This is a genomic window from Streptomyces sp. NPDC047917, from assembly GCF_043204345.1.
Taxonomy (GTDB): Bacteria; Actinomycetota; Actinomycetes; order Streptomycetales; family Streptomycetaceae; genus Streptomyces; species Streptomyces sanglieri.
Map to the genome: position 1 here is coordinate 617714 of NZ_JBIDCA010000003.1, position 24139 is coordinate 641852.

Consider the following 24139-nt stretch of genomic DNA (forward strand, 5'->3'; position numbering starts at 1 on the left):
GCCGCCCCGCCGGATCATGAGGGATGACGAACGTCGACATGCGCACGATTGCAGTTGAGCGCCCCGCACCCGGGGGTACGACACAGGCCCGCCGGCGGCGGGTCCTGGGTCTGGGCGCGCTCCTGGCCGTCCTGGTGATCGCGGCGGCGGTGTCACTGGCCGTCGGCGCGCGTGCGCTGAGCCCCGCCGAGGTCTGGCACGGGCTGTTCACGGCGCCCGAGGCCGACCGGCGGCTCACCGAGATCAGGCTCATCGTGCACACCGTCCGGGTGCCCCGGACGGTGCTGGCGATCGTGGCGGGCCTCGCCCTGGGGGTCGGCGGTGCGCTGATCCAGGGGTACACCCGCAACCCCATAGCCGACACCGGCCTGTTGGGGGTGAACGCCGGCGCCTCGTTCGCCGTGGTGTCGGTGATCGCGGTGTTCGGGTTCGCCGACCCGTTCCAGTACGTCTGGTTCGCCTTCCTCGGGGCGGCGGTCGCCGGTGTCGTCGTCTTCGGCCTGGCGAGCATCGGCCGGGGCGCGGGCAACCCGCTGACGCTCGCGCTGGCCGGGCAGGGGCTCACGGTCTTCCTGGCGGCGATGACCACCGCGGTCGCGCTCTCCGACCAGAAGTCGCTGAACGCGCTGCGGTTGTGGAACTCGGGCTCCGTGGCCGGTGTCGGATTCGACGTCATCTGGCCGGTCACCGCGTTCATCGCGGTCGGACTGGTGCTGGCGCTGATCACCCTGCCCGCCCTCAACCTGCTCAACCTGGGCGACGACGTGGCGCGGGGGCTGGGCGTGAACATCGCGCTGAGCCGGACCATCGGCATCGTCGCCATCACCCTGCTGGCGGGCGCGGCCACGACGGCGTGCGGCCCCATCGCGTTCCTCGGCCTCATGGTGGCCCACGTGGCCCGCCACCTGACCGGCCCGGACTACCGCTGGCTGGTGCCGTACGCGGGGCTGCTCGGCTCCGTGATCCTGCTGGTCTGCGACATCGCGGGCCGACTGGTGGTGCGACCGGGCGAGTTGGACGCCGGCGTCGTGGTCGCCCTCCTCGGCGCCCCGTTCTTCGCGGTTCTGGTGTGGCGCGGAAAGTTCAGGAGCGCATGAACGGGACGGACATGAACCCATCGGTGGCACCCGGCGTACGGCTCGGCCATGTGTCGTTCGTCTGGCGCCCCTGGCTCGTCCTGGTCACCCTGCTGCTGGCGGCGGCGGCCTTCCTGATCTTCTGCATCTCCATCGGCGTCGGGGACTTCCCCATCGGGCTGCCCCGGGTGATCGCCACCATCCTCGGCCGGGGCGAACAGGTCGACGAGTTCGTGATCATGGACCTGCGGATGCCGCGCGCCCTGGCCGGTCTCGTCGTGGGGTTCGCGCTGGGGATGTCCGGGGCGATCACCCAGTCCGTCGCACGCAATCCGCTCGCCAGCCCGGACATCCTGGGCATCACCGGGGGAGCCGGCGCGGTCGCGGTCTTCCTGGTCACGGCGTCGGGCGGCACCGCGGCGGCGGTCGTCGGCTCGGTGGGCCTGCCCGCGGCGGCGCTCGCGGGCGGTCTCGGCACCGGTCTGCTGGTGTACTTCCTGGCCTGGCGGCGCGGGATCGACGGCTTCCGGCTCATCCTCATCGGCATCTCGGTGAGCGCCGTGATGGAGGCGATCACGACCTGGCTGCTGGTCTCCGCCGACATCAAGGACGTGGCCAGGGCCCAGTCGTGGCTGGTCGGTTCGCTGGACGGCCGGTCGTGGGACGAGGTCCGGGTGGCGTTCTGGGGCACGCTCGTCCTCGTCGTCGTCGTGGCCGCCGTCGCCTTCCAGTTCAAGCCGATGCACCTCGGCGACGAGGTCGCCGCCGGCCTCGGCGTCCGGTACTCCGGGGTGCGGGCCGCCCTGCTGCTGTGCGCGGTCCTGCTGGCCGCGCTGGCGGTGAGCGCGGCCGGTCCGGTCCCGTTCGTCGCCCTGGTGGCGCCGCAGGTCGCGATGCGTCTGGCGAGGTTCCCGACGCCGCCGATGGTGGCCTCCGGTCTGGTCGGTGCGGTGCTGCTGATCGGCTCGGACCTGGTCGCGCGCACGGCGCTGCCGATCACCCTCCCGGTCGGCGTGGTCACCGCCGCGATCGGCGGGCCCTTCCTCATCTACCTGCTGGTGCGGGCAAACCTCAGGTAGGCGCCAAGAATGCAGAACGGATCTACACAAGGGGGGCTCGTGGCCGCTCAGTTCACCACCGGGACCGATGCCGGAACCGACGCCGTGACCGATGCCGGAACCGACGCCGTGACCGACGCCGGGGTCAAGGACGTACCACGGCTGGCGGCCAGGGGCGTCACGGTCGGATACGGCGGCCGGACGGTCATCGACGGCCTCGACGTGGCGATACCCCCCGGGGTGATCACCACGATCATCGGCCCCAACGGCTGCGGGAAGTCCACCCTGTTGCGCACGCTGACCCGGTTGCTCAAGCCGACCTCGGGGGCGGTCGTGCTGGACGGCGAGGACATCGGCCGGCTCCGGACCAGGGACGTGGCGAAGAAGCTCGGTCTGCTCCCGCAGGCGCCGGTCGCGCCGGAGGGGCTGACCGTGGCCGACCTGGTCGCCAGGGGGCGCCACCCGCACCAGAGCTGGCTGCGCCAGTGGTCGTCGGACGACGCCGGCGTGGTGGAACGCGCACTGGCCATGACCGGGGTGTCCGAGCTGGCCGACCGTCCGGTCGACTCGCTCTCCGGCGGACAGCGCCAACGCGTCTGGATCTCCATGACGCTGGCCCAGGGCACCGATCTGCTGCTGCTGGACGAGCCGACCACGTATCTGGACCTGGCACACGCGATCGACGTGCTCGACCTGGTCGACGATCTGCACGAGTCGGGGTGCACCGTGGTCATGGTGCTGCACGACCTCAATCTGGCGACCCGTTACAGCGACAACCTGATCGTGATGCGGGCGGGCTCCATCCTGGCGCAGGGGCACCCGCGCGATGTGATCACCGCCGAGTTGCTGGACGAGGCCTTCGGGCTGCGGGCCACGGTCATCGACGACCCGGTGGGCGACCGGCCGCTCATCGTGCCGATCGGCCGTACGCACGTCCGGCTCGACCCGTAGAACCCGGCGTTCCGGGAGAACCGGCCCAAGTGATGCCCGATGGGGGAAAGTTCAAAGGTTAGGCTAGGCTGACCTCACTTGAGCAGGATAAGGTTTGGCTGCCCTTACATTGAGGTGCAGTGGACTGTGTGAAAGCAAGGGATACCGGATGCTTCTCCATCGAACGACGCGTGTGAAGCCCTGGCGGCGAGTCGCGGCGACACTGGCCGCCGCGACGCTCGGCGTCGGCCTCCTCGCGGGCTGCGGTTCCGATTCGGCGGACAAGAAGAACGAGGACGCTCCGGCTGCCTCCTCCGGCGCGTTCCCGGTCACCGTCGAGCACGCATTCGGATCCACGGAGATCACCAAGGCTCCCAAGCGCGTCGTCTCCGTGGGCTACACGGACGACCAGGCCATCCTGGCCCTGGGCATCAAACCGGTCGGCATGGTGGACCAGTACCCGAATCCGGCGGGCAAGTCCCCCGACATCAACACCCAGTGGCCCTGGGTCAAGGACAAGTGGGGCGACACCCGCCCCGAGGTCATCATGAGCAACGGTGACTCGGGCCCCAATTACGAGAAGATCGCCTCGCTGCGGCCGGACCTGATCATCGCGGTCTACTCCGAGATCGACAAGGCCGCCTACGAGAAGCTCTCCAAGATCGCTCCGACGGTGGGCCGCACCAAGGGTGAGAAGGAGCCCTTCAGCGCGCCGTGGCAGGACAATGCGGTGCACATCGCCAAGGCGCTGGGCAAGGAGTCCGAGGGCACCGAGCTGGTGCAGGGCATCCAGGACAAGCTCGACGCGGCCGCCAAGGCGCACCCGGAGTTCGCGAAGCAGACCGCCGTGGCGCTGTCCTGGTACAAGGACTCCGTCGCGCCGTTCACCTCCACCGACGTGCGCGGCCGACTGGTGACGGGCACCGGCTTCAAGTACCAGACCAAGATCGACTCGGTCGCGGACGGCAAGTTCTTCACCGTGCTGTCCCCCGAGCGCATCGACCTGGTCGACGTCGACCGCATCTTCGTCATCAACGACAAGGCGGACACGGACGCGCTGAAGAAGTTCGAGCTGTTCACCAACCTCCCCGCGGTCAAGAACGGCAAGGTCTCGTACCTGCTGGACAGCGAGGGCCCGGCGGTCGGTGCCGCGATGTCCCAGGGAACCCTGCTTTCCTTGCCGTACGCGATCGACGAGCTCGTCAAGTCGGTCAAGTAGCAATGCCGACCGGACGGCCCCGTCCCCGGAGAGATTTGGTCTTCGTGTGAGTTCCACAGACGCTCCCGCCGCCCCCGCAACCCTGCGCACGGCGACCGGGGGCGAGGCCACCGCGTGGGTCGTGGCGCACTGCCGCCGCGCCCCGTGGCTGACGGCCTGCACCGTGTTCACCACGGTGGCCGGGGCGGCGCTCCAGGTGCTTCCCGTGCTCCTGCTGGGCCAGGTGGTCGACGGGGTGGTCGAGAACGAGTCGCGCTCCGTGCTGGTCACGGTCGGGGTGCTGATGGGGGCCGCCGCGCTGCTCGGCGCGGTGGCCACCGCGCTCTCGACGTATCTGATCGGGCGGCTGGGCGCGGATCTGCTCGCCCGGCTGCGGGAGGGCGCCGTACGCGCGGTGCTCGGGATGCCGAGCGCCCGCGTCGAACAGGTCGGCCGGGGCGATGTGCTGTCCCGGGTCGGTGACGACGTGGCCGTGCTGTCCAAGGGCATCAGGGCGGCCATCCCCACCGTTTTCTCGGCGGGCGTGCTGGTCGTCATCGCCACGGTCGGCATGTTCGGACTGGACTGGCGGCTCGGCCTGGCCGGCGCCGCCGCACTGCCCGCGTACGCGCTGGCCCTGCGGTGGTACCTGCCCCGCTCCGCACCGCTCTACCGCAAGCAGCGGGCCGCACAGGCCGACCGTGCGCAGGCCCTGATCAGCGGTCTCGACGGGATCGACACCGTACGGGCGTACCGCCTGGAGGGCGCCGTCCGGGAGAAGGTCACCGAGGAGTCGTGGCGGGTGCGCGATCTCGGCGTCGAGGTGTTCCGGTTCTTCGGGCGGTTCGTCGGCCGGGAGAACCGGGCGGAGTTCATCGGACTGGTCCTCATCATCGTGGTCGGATACGCCCTGCTGGAGGCCGACGCCGCCTCTCTGGGCGAGGTGTCCGCGGCCCCGCTGATGTTCCACCGGCTGTTCACCCCGCTGGGCGCCATCATGTTCACCTTCGACGAGGCGCAGAAGTCCGGCGCGAGCCTCACCCGTCTGGTCGGGGTGCTGGGGGAGCCCGCGGAGGACCGGCTGGTGGGCGATGTGTCCGTCGCGCAGGCGGACCCCGGGGCGTACGCGGTGACGGTGGAGGGGCTGACCTTCAGCTATCCCGGCAGCGACGAACCGGTCCTGCGGGAGGTGAACCTGTCCGTCCCGGCCGGGGGTTCGCTCGCCCTGGTGGGCGCGACGGGCGCGGGCAAGTCGACCCTGGCCGCCCTCGTCGCCGGCACGGGGACGCCGCAGACCGGGTCGGTGCGCATCGGATCGCAGGACCTCGCCGGTCTGGACGAGGCCGGGGCGCGGGCCCTGGTGAGCATCCTGACGCAGGAGACCCATGTCTTCTCGGGGCCGCTCGCCGAGGACCTGCGGCTCGCCGCACCCGGCGCGAGCGACGACCGGCTGCTGGATGCCCTGCGCACGGTCGGCGCCGGCGAGTGGGTGGAGCTCCTGCCCGACGGGCTGAACACCATGGTCGGCGAGGGCGGCGAGCGCCTCGATGTCACCAAGGTCGCCCAGATCGCCCTGGCCCGGCTGGTGTTGGGCCGCACCCCGGTGGTGGTGCTCGACGAGTCGACCGCGGAGGCGGGCAGCGAGGGCGCCGCCGAACTCGAACGGGCCGTGCTGGCCGCCTGCTCGGGCCGGACCACGCTGTTCGTGGCGCACCGGCTGACCCAGGCGATGGCGGCGGACCGGATCGCCGTGCTGTCCGAGGGACGCGTGGTGGAGGAGGGAACGCACGGGGAGCTGGTGGCTCTGGGCGGGCAGTACGCGCGCCTGTGGCGTGCCTGGCGCGAGGGCAGTTAGGCAGGCCCGAGTAGGCAAGCCTGAGTTGGGTTGGGCCAACTTTCATATCCTGGAAGGATGCTGAGTCGTCGATGATGGAACCGAGCGCCCCCCGTGTGCTGCTTTCTCCCGCTGACCTGACCGCCGTACGCCAGCGGACCGGCGAATACGGTGACCGGACCATCGCCGGAGCGTGCGCCATCGCACTGGGGTACTGGGCGACCGGCGCCGGCCCCGAGGGCCTGGACCTCACCCCGGACACGCAGTTCACCGATGTGCTCGGCTGGGTCGACAACGGTGGTGCCGGGACCGCGGGTTGGGAGACCGGTCAGGACGGCCGGAGCATCACCGTCCCGGCCGGCGCGGTCCTCGCCGACGTACAGCTCGCACTGGACGACCTGGCCGACTTCCCGGACCGGCCCGTCGGCACCGTCGGCCCGTCCGGCCCGGCGGCGAGGATCGAAGCCCTGGCCCGGTGGAACGACACCCGGGCCGACCGGGTCCGCCCGACCGTCGTGGAGATGTTCCGCGAGCAGGCCCGCAGCCGACCGGACGACGTCGCGATCATCGATGGGCGCCGTTCCTTGACCTACCGTCAAGTGGACACGTACTCCGCTCAGTTGGCCCACCACCTGATCTCGCGCGGACTCGGTGCGGAGCAGGTCGTCGGGATCTCGCTGGGACGCTCCGCCGAGATGGTCGTCGGGCTCCTCGCCGTGCTGCGGGCGAAGGGCGCGTTCGTGCCGCTCGACCCGCAGTGGCCTGCCGCGCGCCGCGCCGTCGTCGTCGAGGACGCCCGCGTCGTACTCCAGCTCAACGACTCGGGTGAGTGCGACCGGGGCGAACCCGACGCGGTGGCCGTCGATCTCGCCGACTGGAGGTTCGGCGGTCACCCGGCCGAGGGACCGGAGGGGGAGATCCCCGGCACGGCCCTGGCCTATGTGATCTTCACGTCCGGTTCGACCGGGCGGCCCAAGGGCGCCATGATCCGGCACGAGGCGATCAGCGAGCGCCTGTTGTGGCAGGTCGAGGAGATCCTCGGCTTCGGCCACGACGACGCCTCGCTGTTCAAGGCGCCGCTCTCCTTCGACATCTCCGTCAACGAGATCTTCCTGCCGCTGGTCTCCGGCGGGCGGCTGGTGATCCTGCGGCCCGGCGGCGAACGCGACCCGCACCATCTGCTGAGCGTGATCGCCGAGCACCGGGTCACCTTCACCTACCTGGTCTCGTCGATGCTGGACGTGCTCCTGGAGATGGCGGGCGACTCCGGCTGCCTGGACAGCCTGCGGCACGTGTGGTGCGGCGGCGAGGTACTGACCCCCGAGCTGTACGAGCGGTTCCGCACCCGGCTCGACATCCCGCTGTACCACGGCTACGGCCCGGCCGAGACGACCATCGGCGTCTCCCACGTCATCTACCGGGGCGAGGCCGAGCGGATGTCGACATCGATCGGCAGGGCCAACCCCAACACCCAGCTGTACGTGCTCGACGACGAGCTGCGCCCGGTCCCCGTCGGGGTCGGCGGCGAACTGTACGCGGGCGGGTTCCTCCTGGGGCGCGGTTACGTCAACGCACCCGGCCTGACGGCGTCCCGGTTCGTGGCGAACCCCTTCGCCTCCGACGGGTCCAGGCTGTACCGGACCGGTGACCTGGCCCGGTTCGCCCCGGACGGGTCGCTGGACTTCCTCGGCCGCGCCGACAACCAGATCAAGATCCGCGGCATGCGGCTGGAGATCGAGGACGTCGAGGCCGGCCTCGCGGAACACCCCGGGGTACGCCACACCTGCGTCGTCGCGAAGAAGAACGCCGCGGGCGGCACCTACCTGGTGGGGTACGTGATCCCCGCCGCCGGTCACGAGGACCTGCGGGCGGACGACGTCAGGTCGTGGGCCGCCGGACACATGGTCGAGTACATGGTGCCCACCCATCTCGTCGTGATGACGGAGTTCCCGCTCACCGCGAACGGCAAGCTCGACCGGCGCGCCCTGCCGGAACCCGTCATCGGCACCGGCTCCGTCGTGGCGCCCGTCACCGGGAACGAGCGGGCGGTGTGCGCGGCCGTCGCGTCGGTACTGCGGCTCGAACAGGTCGGTGTCGACCAGGACTTCTTCCAGCTCGGCGGCGACAGCATCCTGGCCGTCTCGCTGCTCGGCGCACTGCGGGACGCCGGGCTCTACGTCACCGTGCGGCAGATCTTCACCCACAGCGGCCTCGGGGCGCTGGCCGCGGTGGCGAGCCGCGAGGACGTGTCCGTCACGGACCGCGGTGATGTCGCGACCGGCTCCGTCGTGGGATCGCCCATCGTGCAGTGGCTCGGCCGCACCACCGACGCCGTCGACGGCTTCGTGCAGTCCGTCGTGCTCAACACCCCGGCGGAGCTGACCGCCGAGGCGCTCGACGAGATCCTCGCCGCGGTGCTGGGGCGGCACGACATGCTCCGTGCCGAGCTGGTGCGGGGCGAGCGCTGGGGCTTCGAGATCCCCGAGGCCGGCCGGGCCGTCGTGGGGTGGCAGGAGAGCGACCGCCCGCTGGAGGAGTGCGTCGCGCTCGCCACCGAGGGGCTCGACCCGGACCACGGCGTGATGCTGCGCGCGGTGTGGCGCCGAGGGGCGCGGCAACTGGTCCTGGTCGCCCACCACGTCGTGATCGACGGTGTGTCCTGGCGGATCCTGATGGACGACCTGGCCACGGCATGGGACCGGTACGCCTCGGGCGCCCCGGCCGAACTTCCGCGGGCGGGCACGTCGTTCAGGCGATGGACCCAGTTGCTGGAACGCACGGACTTCGAGGCGGACCGCACCCATTACGAGCGGCCGCTGCCGGGCGTGGACGCACCGCTGGGCAGGCGTGCGCACACCGGGGCCGACACCGTCGCCCGGGAGCGGACCAGGACCGTCGGCATCGGGCCCGAGGACACGGCCGCGCTGCTGGGCGCCGTCCCCGCGAGGTTCCACGCGGGCGTCAACGACGTACTGCTCACCGCGCTCGCCGTCACCCTCGCCCGGTGGCGCCGCGACCACGGCCAGGAACAGACCTTCGCCCACATCGAGCTGGAGGGACACGGCCGGGAGGGAGGCGCCGTGGCCGAGGCCGCCGGCTTCGAGCCCGAACTGTCCCGTACCGTCGGCTGGTTCACCACGCTCTTCCCGGTCACCGTGGACCCCGGTGCGGCGGCCGACCTCACCGCACCCGGATACCTGGCCGCCGCACTCAAGGCCGTCAAGGAGGACCTCGCCCGGGTGCCGGGCAACGGCGTCTCCTACGGCGTCCTGCACCACCTGGCCGGGGCCGGACCGACCACCACCCCGGCGCCGCAGGTGCTGTTCAACTACCTCGGCCGCTTCGACGCGGGCGTCGGCGGTGACTGGCAACTCGCCCACACCACAGGCCAGCTGGGCGAGAAGCGGGACCCGAGGATGCGGCTGCCGCGCGCCCTGGAGTTCAACGCGATCGCCGAACCCGACACCGACGGCGAGTACCGGCTGGTCACCACCATCTCCTGGCCCGAGGGGATGTTCACCGACGAGGACATCACCACCCTCGGCCGGTACTTCCGGTCCGCCCTGACCACCCTGGCCGCGCTCGAAGAGGGCGGCCACACCCCCAGCGACTTCCCGCTGGTGGAGCTCACCCAGGCCGACGTCGACGACCTGGACGGCCCGGCGCTGCGCGACGTCCTGCCGCTGACACCCCTCCAGGAGGGCCTGTACTTCCACTCGGTCTTCGACGACGACGCGACCGGCAGCTATGTCGAACAGCAACTGCTGACCCTGGAAGGCGACGTGGACGCCGGCCGGCTCGCGGCGGCGGCCACCCGGCTGCTCACGCTGTACCCCAACCTGGCCGCCCGGTTCACCGCCCTCGCGGACGGCCGGGTGGTCTCCGTGCTCGAAAGCGGCACGCCGGCTCCGTTCACCGTGCTGGACCGCCCCGCCATCACCGACGACGAGATCCGCGAGCACGCCGAGCGGGACCGCCGAGCCGGATTCGACCTGGCCACCGGGCCGTTGATGCGGTACACGCTCATCCGCGCAGGCTCCGGGCGCGACGTGCTGGTGCAGACCGTGCACCACATCATCGCCGACGGCTGGTCCGTACCGCCGATGCTCCGCACGCTGCTGGCCGAGTACCACGCGCCGGGCACCGTGCACCCGCTCGGCGGCTACCGCGACTACGTGGGCTGGCTCGCCGCACGCGACCAGGACGAGAGCGACCGGGTGTGGCGCGGCGAACTCGCCGCACTGCCCGGTCCCTCGCTGGTCGCCGAGGGACACACCCCCTCCGAACGGTTCGCCGACATCGCCGCGGAGCCCGCCGCCGACATCGACGCCGCCGCACGGTCGGCCGGGGTGCCCCTGAGCGTGGCCGTGCACAGCGCGTGGGCGGTGACCCTGGGCGGCATCCTGCGCGCCGACGACGTGGTCTTCGGCTCGACCGTCTCCGGGCGGGACGCGGAGCTGCCCGGCATCGGGGACATGGTGGGCCTGTTCATCAACACCGTTCCGGTCCGCGCCCGTTGGTCCGGCGGAACCACGGCGCGCGAACTGCTCGCCACGGTCAGGGAACACCAGAGCGCGGTGCTGGCACACCAGCACGTCTCACTGGCCGGGATCGGCCGCCAGGCCGGCACCGGCTCCCTCTTCGACACCCTCGTGGTCTTCGACGTCGCGACCGACCTGGCCGCGCTGCGCGGTGACGACCACACCCTGACCATCTCCGGGATCGTCAACGAGGGTGCCCCGCACTACCCGTTGACGCTGGTGGTGGAGCGCACGTCCGAGGGCCGGCCGCGCTTCAATCTGATCTACGACGGTGAGCTGCTGCGCGAGACGACCGCCGGGGCGATCCTGCGCACCTTCGGCGAGACGCTCACCGGCCTGCTGGACCGTCCGGACGCCCCGGTCGGTGACCTGGCCCCGGATGCCGCCCGGCGCCCGGCGCCGGTCCCCCCGGCGACCCTGGGCGAGCTGTTCGACGCCGCCGCGCGCCGTGACCCGGCGGCCACCGCCGTCACCCAGTGCGCCCTGGACGGTGCCACCCGGTCCCTGACCTACGGCGAACTGGCCGAAGCGGGCAGCGGGTTGGCCTCGATCCTGCGCGCGGCGGGGATCGGCCCCGGCAAGCGGGTCGCCGTCGCCGTCCCGCGCTCCGTGGAGCAGGTCGTCGCCCTGGTCGCGACCGTCACCGCGGGCGGCGCGTACGTGCCGCTGGACCTGGCGTACCCGGACGAGCGGCTGGAGTACGTTCTCGCCGACGCCGCCCCGCAGGTCGTGCTCGTGGACCGGGACCAGCGGGACCGCTTCACCCGGCTGCTGGCCCGCGCGGACGTGAAGGCCCGGGTGCTCGTCCAGGGGGACGAGCTGCCGCGGGCCACCGAAGGGCCCGGCGCCGCCCCGCACGACCCCGCGTACGTGATCTACACCTCCGGCTCGACCGGACGGCCCAAGGGCGTCGCCGTCCCGCACTCCGCCGTGGTGACGCTCCTCGCCAACACCGCCCCCGACATGGGCTTCGGCCCGGACGACGTATGGGTCCAGTTCCACTCCTTCTCCTTCGACTTCGCGGTCTGGGAGCTGTGGGGCGCGCTGGTGCACGGCGGCGAGCTGCTGGTCCCGGAGTACGCGCTGACCCGCTCCCCGGTCGACTTCCACCGGCTGGTCCGCGAGCGGGGGGTGACCGTCCTCAACCAGACCCCGTCGGCGTTCAACCGGTTCGTCGAGGCCGACCGGCACGCCGGTGAACCGGTCACCGCACTGCGCCGGATCGTCTTCGGCGGCGAGGCGCTGGACCTCGGGCGGCTGCGCGGCTGGATCGAGCGGTACGGCACCGGATCGCCCGAGCTGGTCAACATGTACGGCATCACCGAGACCACCGTCCATGTCACCCACCGGGTGCTGACCGACGAGGACTTCGCCGCCGGTGACGACGTCAGCCCGATCGGCGGTCCGATCCCCGGCCTGGTCGTCCATCTGCTGGACGACCGGCTGCGGCCGGTGCCGCCGGGCCGGGTCGGCGCCATCTACGTCGCCGGTGACCAGGTGTCGCTCGGCTACCTGGGCAGGCCGGGACTCACCGCGGGCCGGTTCGTGGCCGACCCGTTCGCGTCCGACGGCTCCCGCATGTACCACACGGGAGACCTCGCCCGCCGCACGCTCGACGGGGAGCTGGAGTTCACCGGCCGGGCCGACGACCAGGTGCAGCTCAAGGGCTTCCGCATCGAGCTGGGCGAAGTGGAGTCCGCGGTCCGGGAGGTCGACGGCGTCGTCGACGCGGCCGTCACCGTGGCGGACGGCGGCGACCACCTCGTCGCACACGTCGTGGGCCGGGTGCCCGACGACCTCACCGGCCTGCTCGCCGCCAAGCTGCCCGTCCACATGGTGCCTGGCCGGGTGCTGCCGGTCGACGCCCTGCCGCTGACGGTCAACGGCAAGCTGGACCGCGGGGCCCTGGCCGAGCGTGCCGTCGGGGACGGGACGCCGGCCGCACCGGACACCGCACCGGTGGCCGCGGCCGACACCGCGCTCACCGTGCTGATCGGCATCTTCACCGAGACGCTGCCCGGCGTCACCGTGGACGCCGACACCGACTTCTTCGGCGCCGGGGGCGACAGCATCGTCGCCATCACCGTGATCAACCGGGCCCGGGCGCTCGGCCTGCCGATCGCGCCGCGCGACGTGTTCCTGCTGAAGACACCGCGCGCACTCGCCGCCCACCTGGGCGCGCGCGCCCCGCAGGCGGCGCCCGCGGCGCCCCGCCGCGAGGACGGCCCGCTGCCGGCGACCCCGATCGTCCTGCGCCGGCGCGAACTGGGCGGATCGCTCGACCGGTTCGCCCAGGCCCGGGCGTTGGCGGTGGCCGAGGACATCGGTCTCGCCGACATCCGGCGCGCCGCCGACGCCGTCGTGGCCGCGCACCCGGTGCTCCGGCTGCGGCTGGACGTCGAGCACGGCGTGTGGGCGCTGAGCACCGGACCCGCCCGCGAGGCCACCGTCGTACCCTCGGACGCCGCCGACGCGACCGCCGCGGCGAACGAGGCGGCCGGACGGCTGGACCCCGGAGCCGGGGACGTCATCGCGTTCTCCTGGCTGGCGGCGAGCCGGACCCTGGTCGTCACCGTGCACCACCTCGCCGTCGACGCGGTGTCCTGGCTGATCCTCCTCGACGACCTGACCACCGCGATGAACGGCACGCCCCTGGCACCGCCGACCACGCCGTACGCCGAGTACGCCGAGGCGCTGGCCGTCCGGTCCGCCCGGGAGACCGACGGCCTCGGCCACTGGATCACCACCCTCCGGGCGCCCGCACTGCTGCCCGAGGTCCGGGGCCTGCGGAGGACCACGGTCGTACTCGACCCCGGGACGGGCGACCTGGTGACCCGCACCGCCCCCGTCGCGCTCGGCGTGGGCCTCACCGAACTGCTCTGCGGCGCGCTGCGCACCGCGCTGACCCGTGTCCAGCCCACGCCCACCGATCTCGCGGTCGAACTGGAGCGGCACGGCCGGGTCCCGGCCCTGGAACACCACGACTACACCCGCACCGTCGGCTGGTTCACCGCCATCGCACCGGTGCGGCTCACCGCGCACACCGACCCCGTGGCGGCGGCCCGCGAGCTCGCCGAACGCCAGCCCGACGAGTCCGGGCACCTCGCCTACGGCCGGCTCAGATACCTCAACCCGCAGACCGCCCCGCTGCTGACCGCCCGCCCGCAGGTGCTGTTCAACTACCTCGGCCGGGGCGGCGAGTCCCGGGCCCTCCACCTCACCGGCGGCGAGGAGCACAGCCCGTACGCCGTCGAGGTCAACGCCTGGACCGACGACACCACCGGAAGCCTGCACGCGGAGTTCACGCTCGCCGAGGGCATACCCGACGCGATCGCCGGACACTGGCTCAGCGCACTGGAGCACATCGCGGACGCCGCCGCGACGGCCGAGCGCACCGCACCGGTGACCCCGCTCCAGCGGGGCCTGTTCTTCCAGGCCCAGCTGGCCGGCCCGGCCGGACACTACGTCGCGCAGAGCTGGTTCACCTTCGACCGGCGCCTGGACACCGGCGCGCTGGCCGAGGCGATGGCGTACGTGATCGGGCGCCACCCGGTCGTGGGCGCGGGCTTCACCACCGACGACGACGGGAACCCGGTCCAGGTCCTCAGGGCGGACCGGCGGGTCGACGTCCGTACCGTCGAACTCACGACGGACGCCGAGGCCGAGGCGCTGCGCGTCCGCGACCGCGAGGCGGGTTTCGACCCCGGCGAGCCGCCACTGGTCCGGCTGACCGTGGTGCGGCTGCCCGGCGGCCGGGACGGCCTGCTGCTCAGCTACCACCTGCTGCTCTGGGACGGCTGGTCCCGCGAGATCGTGCTGCGGGACCTGTTCGACGCGTACGAGGCCGTCGTGGCGGGCGAAGCGCCGGTCGCTACCCCGGCCGTGCCGGGCTTCGAGGAGTACGCCCGGGCGCTCGACGCCAAGGACCCCGAGGTGTCGACCCGCTTCTGGGCGGAGCACCTGGCCGGCCTGTCCGGTCCGACCCTGCTCGCCGGACCGGCCCCGGCCCTCTCCGACGCGCTGCCGCGCGCCCTCACGCACACGATGTCCGCCGAGCTCTCCGAGCTGCTGCGGGAGGCGGCCAGGGTGCACGGCGTCACCCTGAACTCGGTGCTGACCGGTGCGTTCGGCCTGCTGCTCGGTGCCCGCACGGGCCGCAGTGACGCGGTGTTCGGCGTGACCGTCTCGGGCCGGGAGGGCGAGGGGCACCACGGGATCGTCGGCGTGCTGCTCAACACGGTGCCGATGTGGACACGCGCCCGGCCCGGCGACACGGCCGGCGGGTATCTGACCGCCGTACAGGCGGCCCGGGTCGAGGCGATGGACCACGAGCACCTGGGACTCGGTGAGATCCAGCGGGCCGGCGGCCACGACACCCTGTTCGACAACCTGTTCGTGCTCCAGAACTTCCTGGACCTGGACGCCTTCGCCGAGATGAACGCCCGGCACGGCATCACCTCGGTGCGGGCCGACGACTCCACGCACTACCCGTTCACCTGGGTCGTCACACCCGGCGACCGGCTCACGGTCAAGCTGGAGCACCGTGACGACGACCCCGACGGCGCCCGCCGTCTCCTCGACGAGTACCTGCGGGTGCTGGAGGACCTGGCCCGGTCCACGGGCCGGCTGGGCGCGCTGCCGGGACCGGCCCCGGCCCCCGCGCCCGCCGCACGCACCGACATCGGCACCGACACCGTCGTCGACCGCTTCGACCGGGCGGCGGACCGCGATCCGCAGCGGGTCGCGCTCGTCGCCCACGGCTCGACGCTGACCTTCGCCCAGCTCCAGGAACGCAGCCGGGCGGTGGCGGGGGTGCTCGCCGCGCGCGGCATCGGACCCGAGACGGCCGTGGGCCTCGCGGTCCCGCGCTCCCTCGACTCGATCGTGGCGCTCTTCGCCGTGCTGCGGGTCGGCGCCGCCTACGTACCGCTGGAACTGGACCACCCGGACGAGCGGATCGCGGCGATCGTCGCGGACGCCCGGCCCGAGGTGATCCTCACCGTGAGCGCGGTGTCACCCCGGCTGAGCGGCGACCTGATCGAGCTGGACCGCCCGCTGCCCGCGGCCGATCCGTACGTGACGTTCGCGCCGGACGACCCGGACCGCCTGCGGCACCCCGCGTACACGATCTACACCTCCGGCTCGACCGGGAAGCCCAAGGGCGTGGTGACCGAGTACGCCGGCCTCACCAACATGCTGATCAACCACCAGCGACGGATCTTCGGACCGGTGCTCGCCGAGCACGGCCACCGGGTCTTCCGCATCGCCCACACCGTGTCGTTCGCGTTCGACATGTCGTGGGAGGAACTGCTGTGGCTCGCCGACGGCCACGAGGTCCACATCTGCGACGAGGAACTGCGCCGCGACGCCCCCCGGCTCGTCGAGTACTGCGGTGAGCACGGGATCGACGTCATCAACGTGACCCCGACCTACGCCCAGCAGCTGGTGGCCGAGGGCCTGCTCGACAACCCGGAACGGCGCCCGGCACTGGTACTGCTGGGCGGCGAGGCCGTCACCCCGACGCTCTGGCAGCGGCTCGCCGGAACCGGGGGGACGGTCGGCTACAACCTGTACGGGCCGACCGAGTACACCATCAACACCCTCGGCGTCGGCACCTTCGAGTGCCAGGACCCGGTGGTGGGCGTGGCGATCGACAACACCGAGGTGTACGTACTGGACCCGTGGCTGCGGCCGCTGCCCGACGGAGTCCCCGGCGAGCTGTACGTATCGGGCATCGGCATCGCGCGCGGCTACCTCGGGCAGAGCGCCCAGACCGCGCACCGATTCGTCGCCTGCCCGTTCGGCGCCCCCGGCGAGCGCATGTACCGCACCGGGGACCTGGTGATCCGCCGGACCGACGGGAACCTGACCTATCTGGGCCGCACCGACCAGCAGGTCAAGATCCGTGGACACCGGGTCGAACTCGGCGAGGTCGAGGCGGTGTTCGCGGCGCACCCGGCGGTGCGTCTCGCCGCAGCGGTCGCCCAGCCCGACCCGCAGGTCGACGGCGCGTACCGGCTGGCCGCCTATCTCGTACTGGACGGCGCCGACCTGGCGCGGGTCGCCGCCGAAGTGGGCGCGGCTCTCCCGGACTTCCTGCGTCCGACGCACTACGCCCAGGTCGACAGCATCCCGCTGACCGTCAACGGGAAGGCCGACACCAGGGCCCTGCCGGAGGCCAGACCGCTCGGCGCGCTGACCACGGCCGGCGAACGCGGCCCGGAGACCGGGACCGAGACCGTGGTCTGCGAGTACTTCGCCGAGGCACTCGACCTGGACGACGACGAGGTGAGCGCGGTGAGCGACTTCGTGTCCCTCGGCGGGCACTCCATGCTGGCGGTGCGGCTGACCGGCCTGCTCCGCCGGGAATACGGTCCTGTGATCACGATCCGTGATCTGTTCACCCTGCGAACCCCGGAAGCGATTGCCCGCCACCTTGATGAAAACTCCTGACACGCAGCGCCCCCGGCCGGGGGCGGAGATCCTGCGGACCGCGCTGCGCCGCAATGTGGGCCCCATGGTCCGGGGCACCGTCCTCATGGGCCTGTACCAGGCGGGGGAGACGGCCTTCCCCATCGCGCTGGGCCTGATCGTCGAGCACACCATGCAGGACCGCAGTCCCGGTGCGCTCGGTCTGTCGATCGGCGCGCTGGCCGTGATCATCACGACGGTCTCGCTGTCGTGGCGGTTCGGCATGCGCGTCCTGCAGAAGGCCAACACGACCGAGGCGCACCGCTGGCGGGTGCGGGTGGCCGCCTGCGGGCTCCAGCCGGTGGCCAGGGACATCGACCTGAAGTCCGGCGAAGTGCTGACCATCGCCACCGAGGACGCCGACCAGACCGCCGACATCATCGAGGTGGTGCCGCTGCTGATCAGCTCCCTGGTCGCGGTGGTGGTCGCCGCGGTCGCGCTGAGTCTGGCCGACATCAGGCTCGGCCTGCTGGTGATCGTGGGGACCTTCGCGATCCTGTCGGTCCTGGCCGTGATGTCGAAGCGGATCGGCACCAGCACCCGCGAACAGCAGGCCCGGGTGGCGCGGGCGGGCGCGAAGGTCGCCGACCTGATCACGGGCCTGCGCCCGCTGCACGGATTCGGCGGCAACCACGCCGCGTTCGGCTCCTACCGGAGGGTCAGCACGGACGCCAGGCGCCAGGCGATCACCGTCGCCCGGGTGAACGGCGCCTACGCGGGCACCGCGCTGGCCCTCAACGCGGTCCTCGCCGCCGCCGTGTCGCTGACGGCGGGCTGGCTGGCGTTCGCCGGCCGGATCACCATCGGGGAACTCGTCATGGCCGTGGGCCTCGCGCAGTTCATCATCGAACCGCTCAAGATGTTCTCGGAGATGCCCAAGTACGTGATGATGGCGCGGGCTTCGGCCGAGCGGATGGCGCTGGTGCTCTCCGCGCCGCCGGTGACGACCCCGGGTCCCCAGCGCCCGGCGACGGGCGGCGGCCTGGCGGTCGACGGCGTCCGCCACGGAGCCCTGAGCGGGCTCAAGTTCGAGGTGGCTGCCGGGGAGTTCGTGGCGATCGCCGCCTACCAGCCGCGTGCGGCGGCCGACCTGGCGTCGGTCCTCGCCGTGAACGTCGCGCCCGACGCGTACGGCGGAGTGGTGCGGGTCGGCGGGCAGGCGATGGCGGACCTGTCGGTCGAGGCGGTCCGCGAGCACCTGCTGGTGAACCCGTACGACGGGGAGATCTTCGCGGGCACGCTGCGCACCAACATCGACCCGTCGGGAACGAGCGGGATGATCCCCGAAGCCGTCGAGGCCTCCATGCTCACCGATGTCGTCGCCCTCCACCGCGACGGGCTCGACTACGCGGTCCGTGACCGCGGGGCGAACCTCTCCGGAGGACAGCGCCAACGGCTCTCCCTGGCCCGCGCGCTGGCCGCCGACGCCGATGTGCTCGTCCTGCACAACCCGACGACGGCCGTCGACGCGGTCACCGAGCAGCTCATCGCCCGCAATGTCGCGAAGCTGCGTCGCGGCCGCACCACGGTGGTGCTCACCAGCAGCCCGGCCCTGCTGGACGCCGCGGACCGGGTGCTCGTCCTGGACGACGGAGTCATCACCGCCGAGGACACCCACCGCAACCTGCTGGCCGGCGACGAGCACTACTGCCTGGCCGTGGCCCGTTGAGAGGCCGGTGCCGGTGCCGGGGACATGCCTCGTGCACGTCCCCGGCGCAACTCAGGCGAGGGTCCAGGCGACGTCCCTGAGCAGGGCGTGGCGCCAGCCCGCCCGGTCGTGGTCCGAGGCCGACCGAGACACCCGTACCGTCGCACCGGCCCGCTCGGTCAGCGCCTCGGTCAGCTCGCAGTGCGGCAGCATCCGCGTCTCGTGCTCCCCGACGTCGAACGCGCAGCGCAGACCGGACAGGTCGGGGCTGCTCCGCAGCCGCGCGACGACAGCGCCCCCGACCGGTCCGCCCAACGGGTCCGGCCGGTCCTCCGCGCCCGGCGCCCACCAGAAGGACGGCGACTGGCAGGCGATCCGCGAGACCAGGTCCGGGAACTCCAGCGCCGCGTACAGCGCGCTCAGCCCGCCCAGGCTCTGCCCGGCCACCACCAGTCGGTCCGGGTCGGCGGGGACACCGGATTCCGCGACCAGCGGCAGCAGTTCGTCCCGGACCGCCTCCCACAGCTCGGGCCTGCATCCGAATTCGGCCTGCCGGTCCTTGGACGGCAGGAAGACCAGGGTGACGGGCGGCATCCCGCCGCAGGCGGCGGCCGAGTCGAACGCGGTCATCGCCGGGTGCAGATGCAGCCAGTCGTCCCCGTCGAGCAGCAGGACCACCGGCCCGCCGCCGCCCACCGGGTGGACGCGCACGGTGCGCCGCCCGCCGAGCCGCTCGCTCGCCCAGCGGAGCCGGGTGCGGGGGAGCGGCAGTACGTCGTCGGCGCCCACGGCCGGCCAGTGCGGCTGGGCCGGGGCGTCCGGGGTCGCGGCGATGGACCGGTCGCCGCCGGCCCCGACCGGGTTGAAGGGGTCGGCGCAGGCGGCGCCGTCCGCGATGAACCGGTAGGTCACCCGCAGCCGTGCGGGCATGCGCACTTCGGCGTACCAGCAGTCCGTGCCGGCCCACCGGCGCAGGGGGACCGGCGGCGACCAGCTCTCGAAGTCGATGAGGGCCTCGCTGCCGCGCCGGAGGAAGAGGGTCCGCCAGCCGACGCCGTCGGGTACCGACACGGGGGTCCGGGCCGCCGCCCAGAACTCGTCGGTGCCGGGCTCGCCGGGCAGTCCGAACCCGGCGAAGGGGCTCACCAGGTGCATCGGCGTCTCCTTGTGAGAGGGAAGGGGAAGAGGTTAGGCTCAGTCCGTATTAGGTGAGCCTAACCTAATGATTTGGCTCCCTCTGTTCCCGATACCGCCCGCACCCGAGCCCTGACGCACACTCACGACGCCGCCGTCACCGGCCCGTCGGCCCCGAGGAGGCCCCGACACATGAGCACCAATCCTTTCGACGACCCCGAAGGCCGTTTCCTGGTCCTGGTGAACGACGAGGGACAGCATTCGCTCTGGCCCTCCTTCGCCGAGGTGCCCGGCGGCTGGACGATCGCCTTCGACGAGAACGGCCGAGAGGCCTGCCTGGACTACATCGAGACCCACTGGACCGATCTGCGACCCCGGTCCCTCGCGGCGGCCACCGACTGAACCGGCACGGCGTAACCCCGCCCTCGCCTGCGGGAAGGGCTCGTCGGTGCCTGCGTCCGGCGCCTCGGAGCGGCACCGCGACGAGCAGATCTCCGATCGTGAACCGGGTTCCGATCGTGAACCGAGTGAGGAAAGTCTTGATCACGGCCCCGCCGCGCCATGCCCCGCCGCGCCCCGCCCCACTGCGTCCCGTGCTCTCCGCGCTCCCCGTGGCGACACACTCCGTGCGTCCCGCCCGTGCGGAGGACGCCGCCGAACTCGCCGTACTGTCACGGCCGTTCGTCCGTTCGGGGGCGCTGCGGGAGCGGCCGGCCTCGGTCTACGCCGTCCACGCGGCCGACTTTCTCGTGGCGCAGGGTCCCGGGTGCCCCGTCGAGGGCGCTGTCGGTCTGCGGGTGTACCCGGCGGGCCCGGGAGAGGCGCACGGTGCCGTGGGCGTTCTGTACAACTTCTGCGTGGCCGGGCACCGGCAGGGGCACGGGGTGGGCGCCGGGCTCCTGCGCGCAGCGCTGGCCACGGCGCGCGCCCGGTCGCTCGGCGCCCTGTTCACGGCGACGACCGGCGGGGGTGACCTGTTCCTCCAGTACGGCTTCGTGCCCACGAGCGCGCGCTCGGCGCCCACGTCCTGGGCGGAGTCCCTGGACCCCCGTCGCAACGCGCGGATCCTTTCGACGAACCTCTGACCACGGGTCCGGGCCCGGGTCAGGCGGCGTCTTTGCCGTGGTCCGGGCCGTCGCCGGGAACGACCGTGGTGCCGGGGCCGGTCTCGCCGAGGACGCCGTGGAGCACGGCGTGCGGTACGCGGCCGTCGAGCACCTGCGCCTTGCGGACACCGCCGCGGACGGCCCGCAGGCAGCCCTCCATCTTCGGCAGCATTCCGCCGGCCAGCCCCGGCAGCAGCCCGTCCAGCGCATCGGCCGTCAACTGCCCTATCACCTCGGTGCTGTGCGGCCAGTCCGCGTACAGCCCGGCCACATCGGTGAGCATCACCAGCCGCTCGGCACCGAGGGCCACGGCGAGTGCCGACGCGGCCAGGTCGGCGTTGACGTTGTAGGCCTCTCCGTCCTCGCCGCGCGCCACGGGGGAGACCACCGGGATGTGTCCCTGCTCCAGGAGCGTGCCCACCATGCCCGGGTTGACGTCCACGACTTCACCGACGAGGCCGATGTCCACCGCCCGGCCGTCCACCCAGGCCGGCCGCCGCACCGCCGTCATGGTGTGCGCGTCCTCCCCCGTCATGCCCACGGCGTAGGGCCCATGGGTGTTGATGTGGCTGACCAGTTCGCGCTGGACCCGGCCGCTCAGCACCATGCGCACCACCTCCATGGTCTCCGGAGTGGTGACCCGCAGGCCCGCCTCGAAGCGGGTCTCCAGGCCCAGGCGGTCGAGCATCGAGCTGATCTGCGGCCCGCCGCCGTGGACGACGACGGGGCGCAGGCCCGTGTGCCACAACTCCACGACATCCCGGGCGAAGGTCCGTTGCAGCTCCGCGTCCACCATGGCGTTGCCGCCGAACTTGACGACGACCGTGCCGCTTCGCGGTTCCTCCGGCCGGAAGTTCGGCCTCGCGGACGGACGCGCGCTCGCGCGTTCCGTGACGGCCGGTCCCATGTCTGCCCCCACCCTGGTCGTTCGTCCGAACCACCGATCTCACTCAACTTAGCCTAGCCTAAGTGGGTATCGCGTCAGGAGCTGTCCCGTCGCGACCGCGGCGGCCACCACACCTCCTGCCGTCACCGCCGACGCCCGCCGGGGTGGGAGCCATGCCCGCGCCAAGGGTGGTGACCATCGTGAGGGCGAAGGGGCATCAGGTCGCGGACGCGGTCAGCACCCGGCAGAGCAGGGCGTCGGGCGTCTTCCCCCTGGCCCACGCGCCGGTGAAGGCGATGCCCGCCGCGTACTCGCCGGTGGCGCACTGCCCCTTGTAGTCGCCGGACGCGAATTCGCCCCCGGGGCCGCCGGCCGGGCGGTCGTCGCCGCGGTCGAACCACACGGTGCGGCCCGTCGTCGGCAGCGGACGCGACGAGGCGGCGCACAGCACACCCGAGACGGCCTGGCCGCGAACGCTGTAGCCGGTCATGAACCGGTCCTGGGGGCACTGGAACTTGGTGTAGCCGGATGCCCAGTCGCCCTGCTGGACGTACCGCTCGTCCGTCACGACGGTGGACCCGCCTTCCGGGTTCGCGGTACCGGGCGCACCCGCGTCCGTGCAGAGGCCGCGGCCGTCGCGGTGGGACAGGCCGATGATCCGCTGCCCGTCCGGGCACACGCCCTTGCGGGCTCCCGGGTCCCAGTCGCCCCCGGAACGCCCCCGGAGCGACTGCACGGCGTCCGCGTGGTCGAGGTTCAGCATGTTCCAGCGCCGCTCCGCCGGCACCGCCCCGGTCCTGCCGGGCGCGGCGACCAGCCGCTTCCAGTCGGCGGTGCGCCAGTCGTCGCCGTCGAGAATGCCCGAGCGCTTGCCGTCGGTGTCGTAGTCGAGAAGCTTCCAGTGCCCGTGTCCGGTGAACCCGACCAGTGGCCAGTAGGCGAAGTCGGTGTCGTTCGCCACCAGGTAGTCGACGAAGTTGCCGAACCAGGCGCGCGCCTGCGGGTTCGTCTCGTCGGCGCCGATGCCGAACTCGCTGATCCACAGCGGCGCGGTGTAGTGCTGCCCGGTGTCGGAGGAGACGAAGAACGCCTGCCGGCGCAGCGTCGCGAACAGTTCGTCGCGCGAGAGCTCCTGGTAGCGCCAGTCGTGTGTCTCGCCGGTGCCGGTCGCCCCGGTGTGGCTGGGACCGGTGTAACCGTAGAAGTGTGCCGAGTAGACGAGCTTGTCCGATGCCACGAGCGTGTGCGAGAGGGTGCGGGCCGGTTCCAGCGTCGGCCGTCCGTGCGGCAGGCCGTCGGCCGGTATGCCCTGCCAGTTGATGCCCTCGACCATCACCAGCAGATCGGGGTCGGCCTCGGTGAGCAGCCGGTCGCCGAGGTGCTGGGAAGCGGCCCACCAGTCGTGGTCGTCGCCCCACCCCCAGTTGGCGTCGTCGGTGATCGTACGCCGCACCTCGTTGTACAGGTCGGCACCCACCACGCGCTTGTTGTCCTTGTACCGCTTGGCCAGGAACAGCCAGTCGGCCTCCCACTGCGCGGTGCTCCGGCCGGTGTTCCAGCGTTCGTTGCCGTCGAGGCCGCAGCACCAACGTGAGGTGTTGGTGTGGTTGTTGAGCACGACCGCGAAGCCCTCGGCGGTCGTGGCGTCGATCACCGCGTCGAACACCTGGAGCGGGGTCCTGCCGCGGAGCCGGGGGTTGGCGGCGACCGCCGCGTCGGAGACCGGGCGCCGGTCGTGCAGCATCTCGTTGGAGAACGGCAGGCGGATGCTGTTGATGCCGAGCTCATGGAAGTCCGACAGCATGGTGGCGACGGGTACGCGGTCGAGGCCGAGCGGCATCTGGTCGGACTTCTCGGACGCGTTGTGGTTCGCGGGGTCGTCGATGTCCCCCGTTCCGTTCCACGAGCCCTGCGCTCCGTGCCAGTTGGCCGACTTGAGCTTGAACCGGTCGCCGTCGGCGTCGACGATGTACCGGCCGCGTGTGCTGAGGGGCGGCGTCCAGCTGTCGGCGAGGGCGGTGCCGGTCGTCGCGGAAGTGGTGGCGGTGTCCGCTGCGCGGGAGGCGGCGGCCGGTGCGGCCAGGGCCGTGGCCAGCAGGCCTGCGGCCAGCACGGCCCCGAGGAGTGTTGTTTTCACGGTGCCCTTCGGCGGTCCGGGGTCACGCCGGCGCCTCAGGGGGCTGCGGTGCGCGGGTGGCCCGCTCGGCGGGGGAGTCGGTGGGTATCCCCAAGTGCCTTACCCGGTAGTAGCGTTGGA

The 24139-nt window shown here is 72.4% G+C and carries 12 protein-coding genes; 9 read left to right on the forward strand and 3 right to left on the reverse strand.

The features are described from left to right. The first annotated feature begins 38 nt into the window (after positions 1–38). From ACGF8B_RS09575 to ACGF8B_RS09605, 7 genes are all read left to right on the forward strand, one after another. On the forward strand, positions 39–1097 hold the full coding sequence (locus tag ACGF8B_RS09575) for a FecCD family ABC transporter permease (protein WP_392736344.1): 1059 nt from the start codon (positions 39–41) through the stop codon (positions 1095–1097). Beyond that, on the forward strand, positions 1094–2155 hold the full coding sequence (locus ACGF8B_RS09580; protein ID WP_392736346.1) for a FecCD family ABC transporter permease: 1062 nt from the start codon (positions 1094–1096) through the stop codon (positions 2153–2155). The genes ACGF8B_RS09575 and ACGF8B_RS09580 overlap by 4 nt, the downstream gene beginning before the upstream one ends. A gap of 84 nt (positions 2156–2239) precedes the next feature. Continuing rightward, entirely contained in the window at positions 2240–3085 is an 846-nt protein-coding gene (locus tag ACGF8B_RS09585; RefSeq protein WP_392736493.1) for an ABC transporter ATP-binding protein, read from the forward strand. Positions 3086–3233: 148 nt separating this feature from the next. After that, the gene (locus ACGF8B_RS09590; RefSeq protein ID WP_392736348.1) at positions 3234–4283 is read left to right on the forward strand and encodes an iron-siderophore ABC transporter substrate-binding protein; all 1050 of its coding nucleotides are present in this window, start codon (positions 3234–3236) and stop codon (positions 4281–4283) included. Positions 4284–4329: 46 nt separating this feature from the next. Next, a complete protein-coding gene (locus tag ACGF8B_RS09595) occupies positions 4330–6117 on the forward strand; it encodes an ABC transporter ATP-binding protein (protein WP_392736349.1) in 1788 nt (595 codons plus the stop codon). A 71-nt stretch (positions 6118–6188) separates the two neighbouring features. Further along, positions 6189–17090 (forward strand): amino acid adenylation domain-containing protein, encoded by a 10902-nt coding sequence (locus ACGF8B_RS09600; RefSeq protein ID WP_392736351.1) that lies wholly within the window; start codon positions 6189–6191, stop codon positions 17088–17090. After that, positions 17077–18777, forward strand: coding sequence for an ABC transporter transmembrane domain-containing protein (locus ACGF8B_RS09605; RefSeq protein ID WP_392736353.1), 1701 nt, complete (start codon positions 17077–17079; stop codon positions 18775–18777). Before ACGF8B_RS09600 ends, ACGF8B_RS09605 begins: the two co-directional genes overlap by 14 nt. Positions 18778–18828: 51 nt before the next feature. Here ACGF8B_RS09605 and ACGF8B_RS09610 read toward each other — a convergent pair whose 3' ends face one another. Further along, a complete protein-coding gene (locus ACGF8B_RS09610) occupies positions 18829–19911 on the reverse strand; it encodes an alpha/beta hydrolase-fold protein (RefSeq protein ID WP_392736355.1) in 1083 nt (360 codons plus the stop codon). 171 nt (positions 19912–20082) lie between these two features. Here ACGF8B_RS09610 and ACGF8B_RS09615 point away from each other — a divergent pair, with 171 nt between their 5' ends. After that, complete coding sequence (locus ACGF8B_RS09615; RefSeq protein WP_124721394.1) at positions 20083–20292, forward strand: MbtH family protein; 210 nt, start codon at positions 20083–20085, stop codon at positions 20290–20292. Between the two features lie 137 nt (positions 20293–20429). After that, the gene (locus ACGF8B_RS09620; RefSeq protein ID WP_392736494.1) at positions 20430–20975 is read left to right on the forward strand and encodes a GNAT family N-acetyltransferase; all 546 of its coding nucleotides are present in this window, start codon (positions 20430–20432) and stop codon (positions 20973–20975) included. Positions 20976–20994: 19 nt separating this feature from the next. On the opposite strand, the gene argB is transcribed toward ACGF8B_RS09620, so the two are convergent. Further along, positions 20995–21903, reverse strand: a complete 909-nt coding sequence (gene argB / locus ACGF8B_RS09625; protein WP_392736357.1) for an acetylglutamate kinase — start codon at positions 21901–21903, stop codon at positions 20995–20997. Positions 21904–22099: 196 nt separating this feature from the next. Further along, a complete protein-coding gene (locus ACGF8B_RS09630; protein WP_392736359.1) occupies positions 22100–24019 on the reverse strand; it encodes a glycoside hydrolase family 5 protein in 1920 nt (639 codons plus the stop codon). Positions 24020–24139: the final 120 nt, after the last annotated feature.

Excerpts from the sequence above, each read along its gene's own strand:
- ACGF8B_RS09575 (WP_392736344.1), top strand. The coding sequence starts at position 39 with ATGCGCACGATTGCAGTTGAGCGCCCCGCACCCGGGGGTACGACACAG.
- ACGF8B_RS09580 (WP_392736346.1), top strand. The coding sequence starts at position 1,094 with ATGAACGGGACGGACATGAACCCATCGGTGGCACCCGGCGTACGGCTC.
- ACGF8B_RS09590 (WP_392736348.1), top strand. The coding sequence starts at position 3,234 with ATGCTTCTCCATCGAACGACGCGTGTGAAGCCCTGGCGGCGAGTCGCG.
- ACGF8B_RS09600 (WP_392736351.1), top strand. The coding sequence starts at position 6,189 with ATGATGGAACCGAGCGCCCCCCGTGTGCTGCTTTCTCCCGCTGACCTG.
- ACGF8B_RS09605 (WP_392736353.1), top strand. The coding sequence starts at position 17,077 with ATGAAAACTCCTGACACGCAGCGCCCCCGGCCGGGGGCGGAGATCCTG.
- ACGF8B_RS09610 (WP_392736355.1), bottom strand. The coding sequence starts at position 19,911 with ATGCACCTGGTGAGCCCCTTCGCCGGGTTCGGACTGCCCGGCGAGCCC.
- ACGF8B_RS09615 (WP_124721394.1), top strand. The coding sequence starts at position 20,083 with ATGAGCACCAATCCTTTCGACGACCCCGAAGGCCGTTTCCTGGTCCTG.
- argB (WP_392736357.1), bottom strand. The coding sequence starts at position 21,903 with ATGGGACCGGCCGTCACGGAACGCGCGAGCGCGCGTCCGTCCGCGAGG.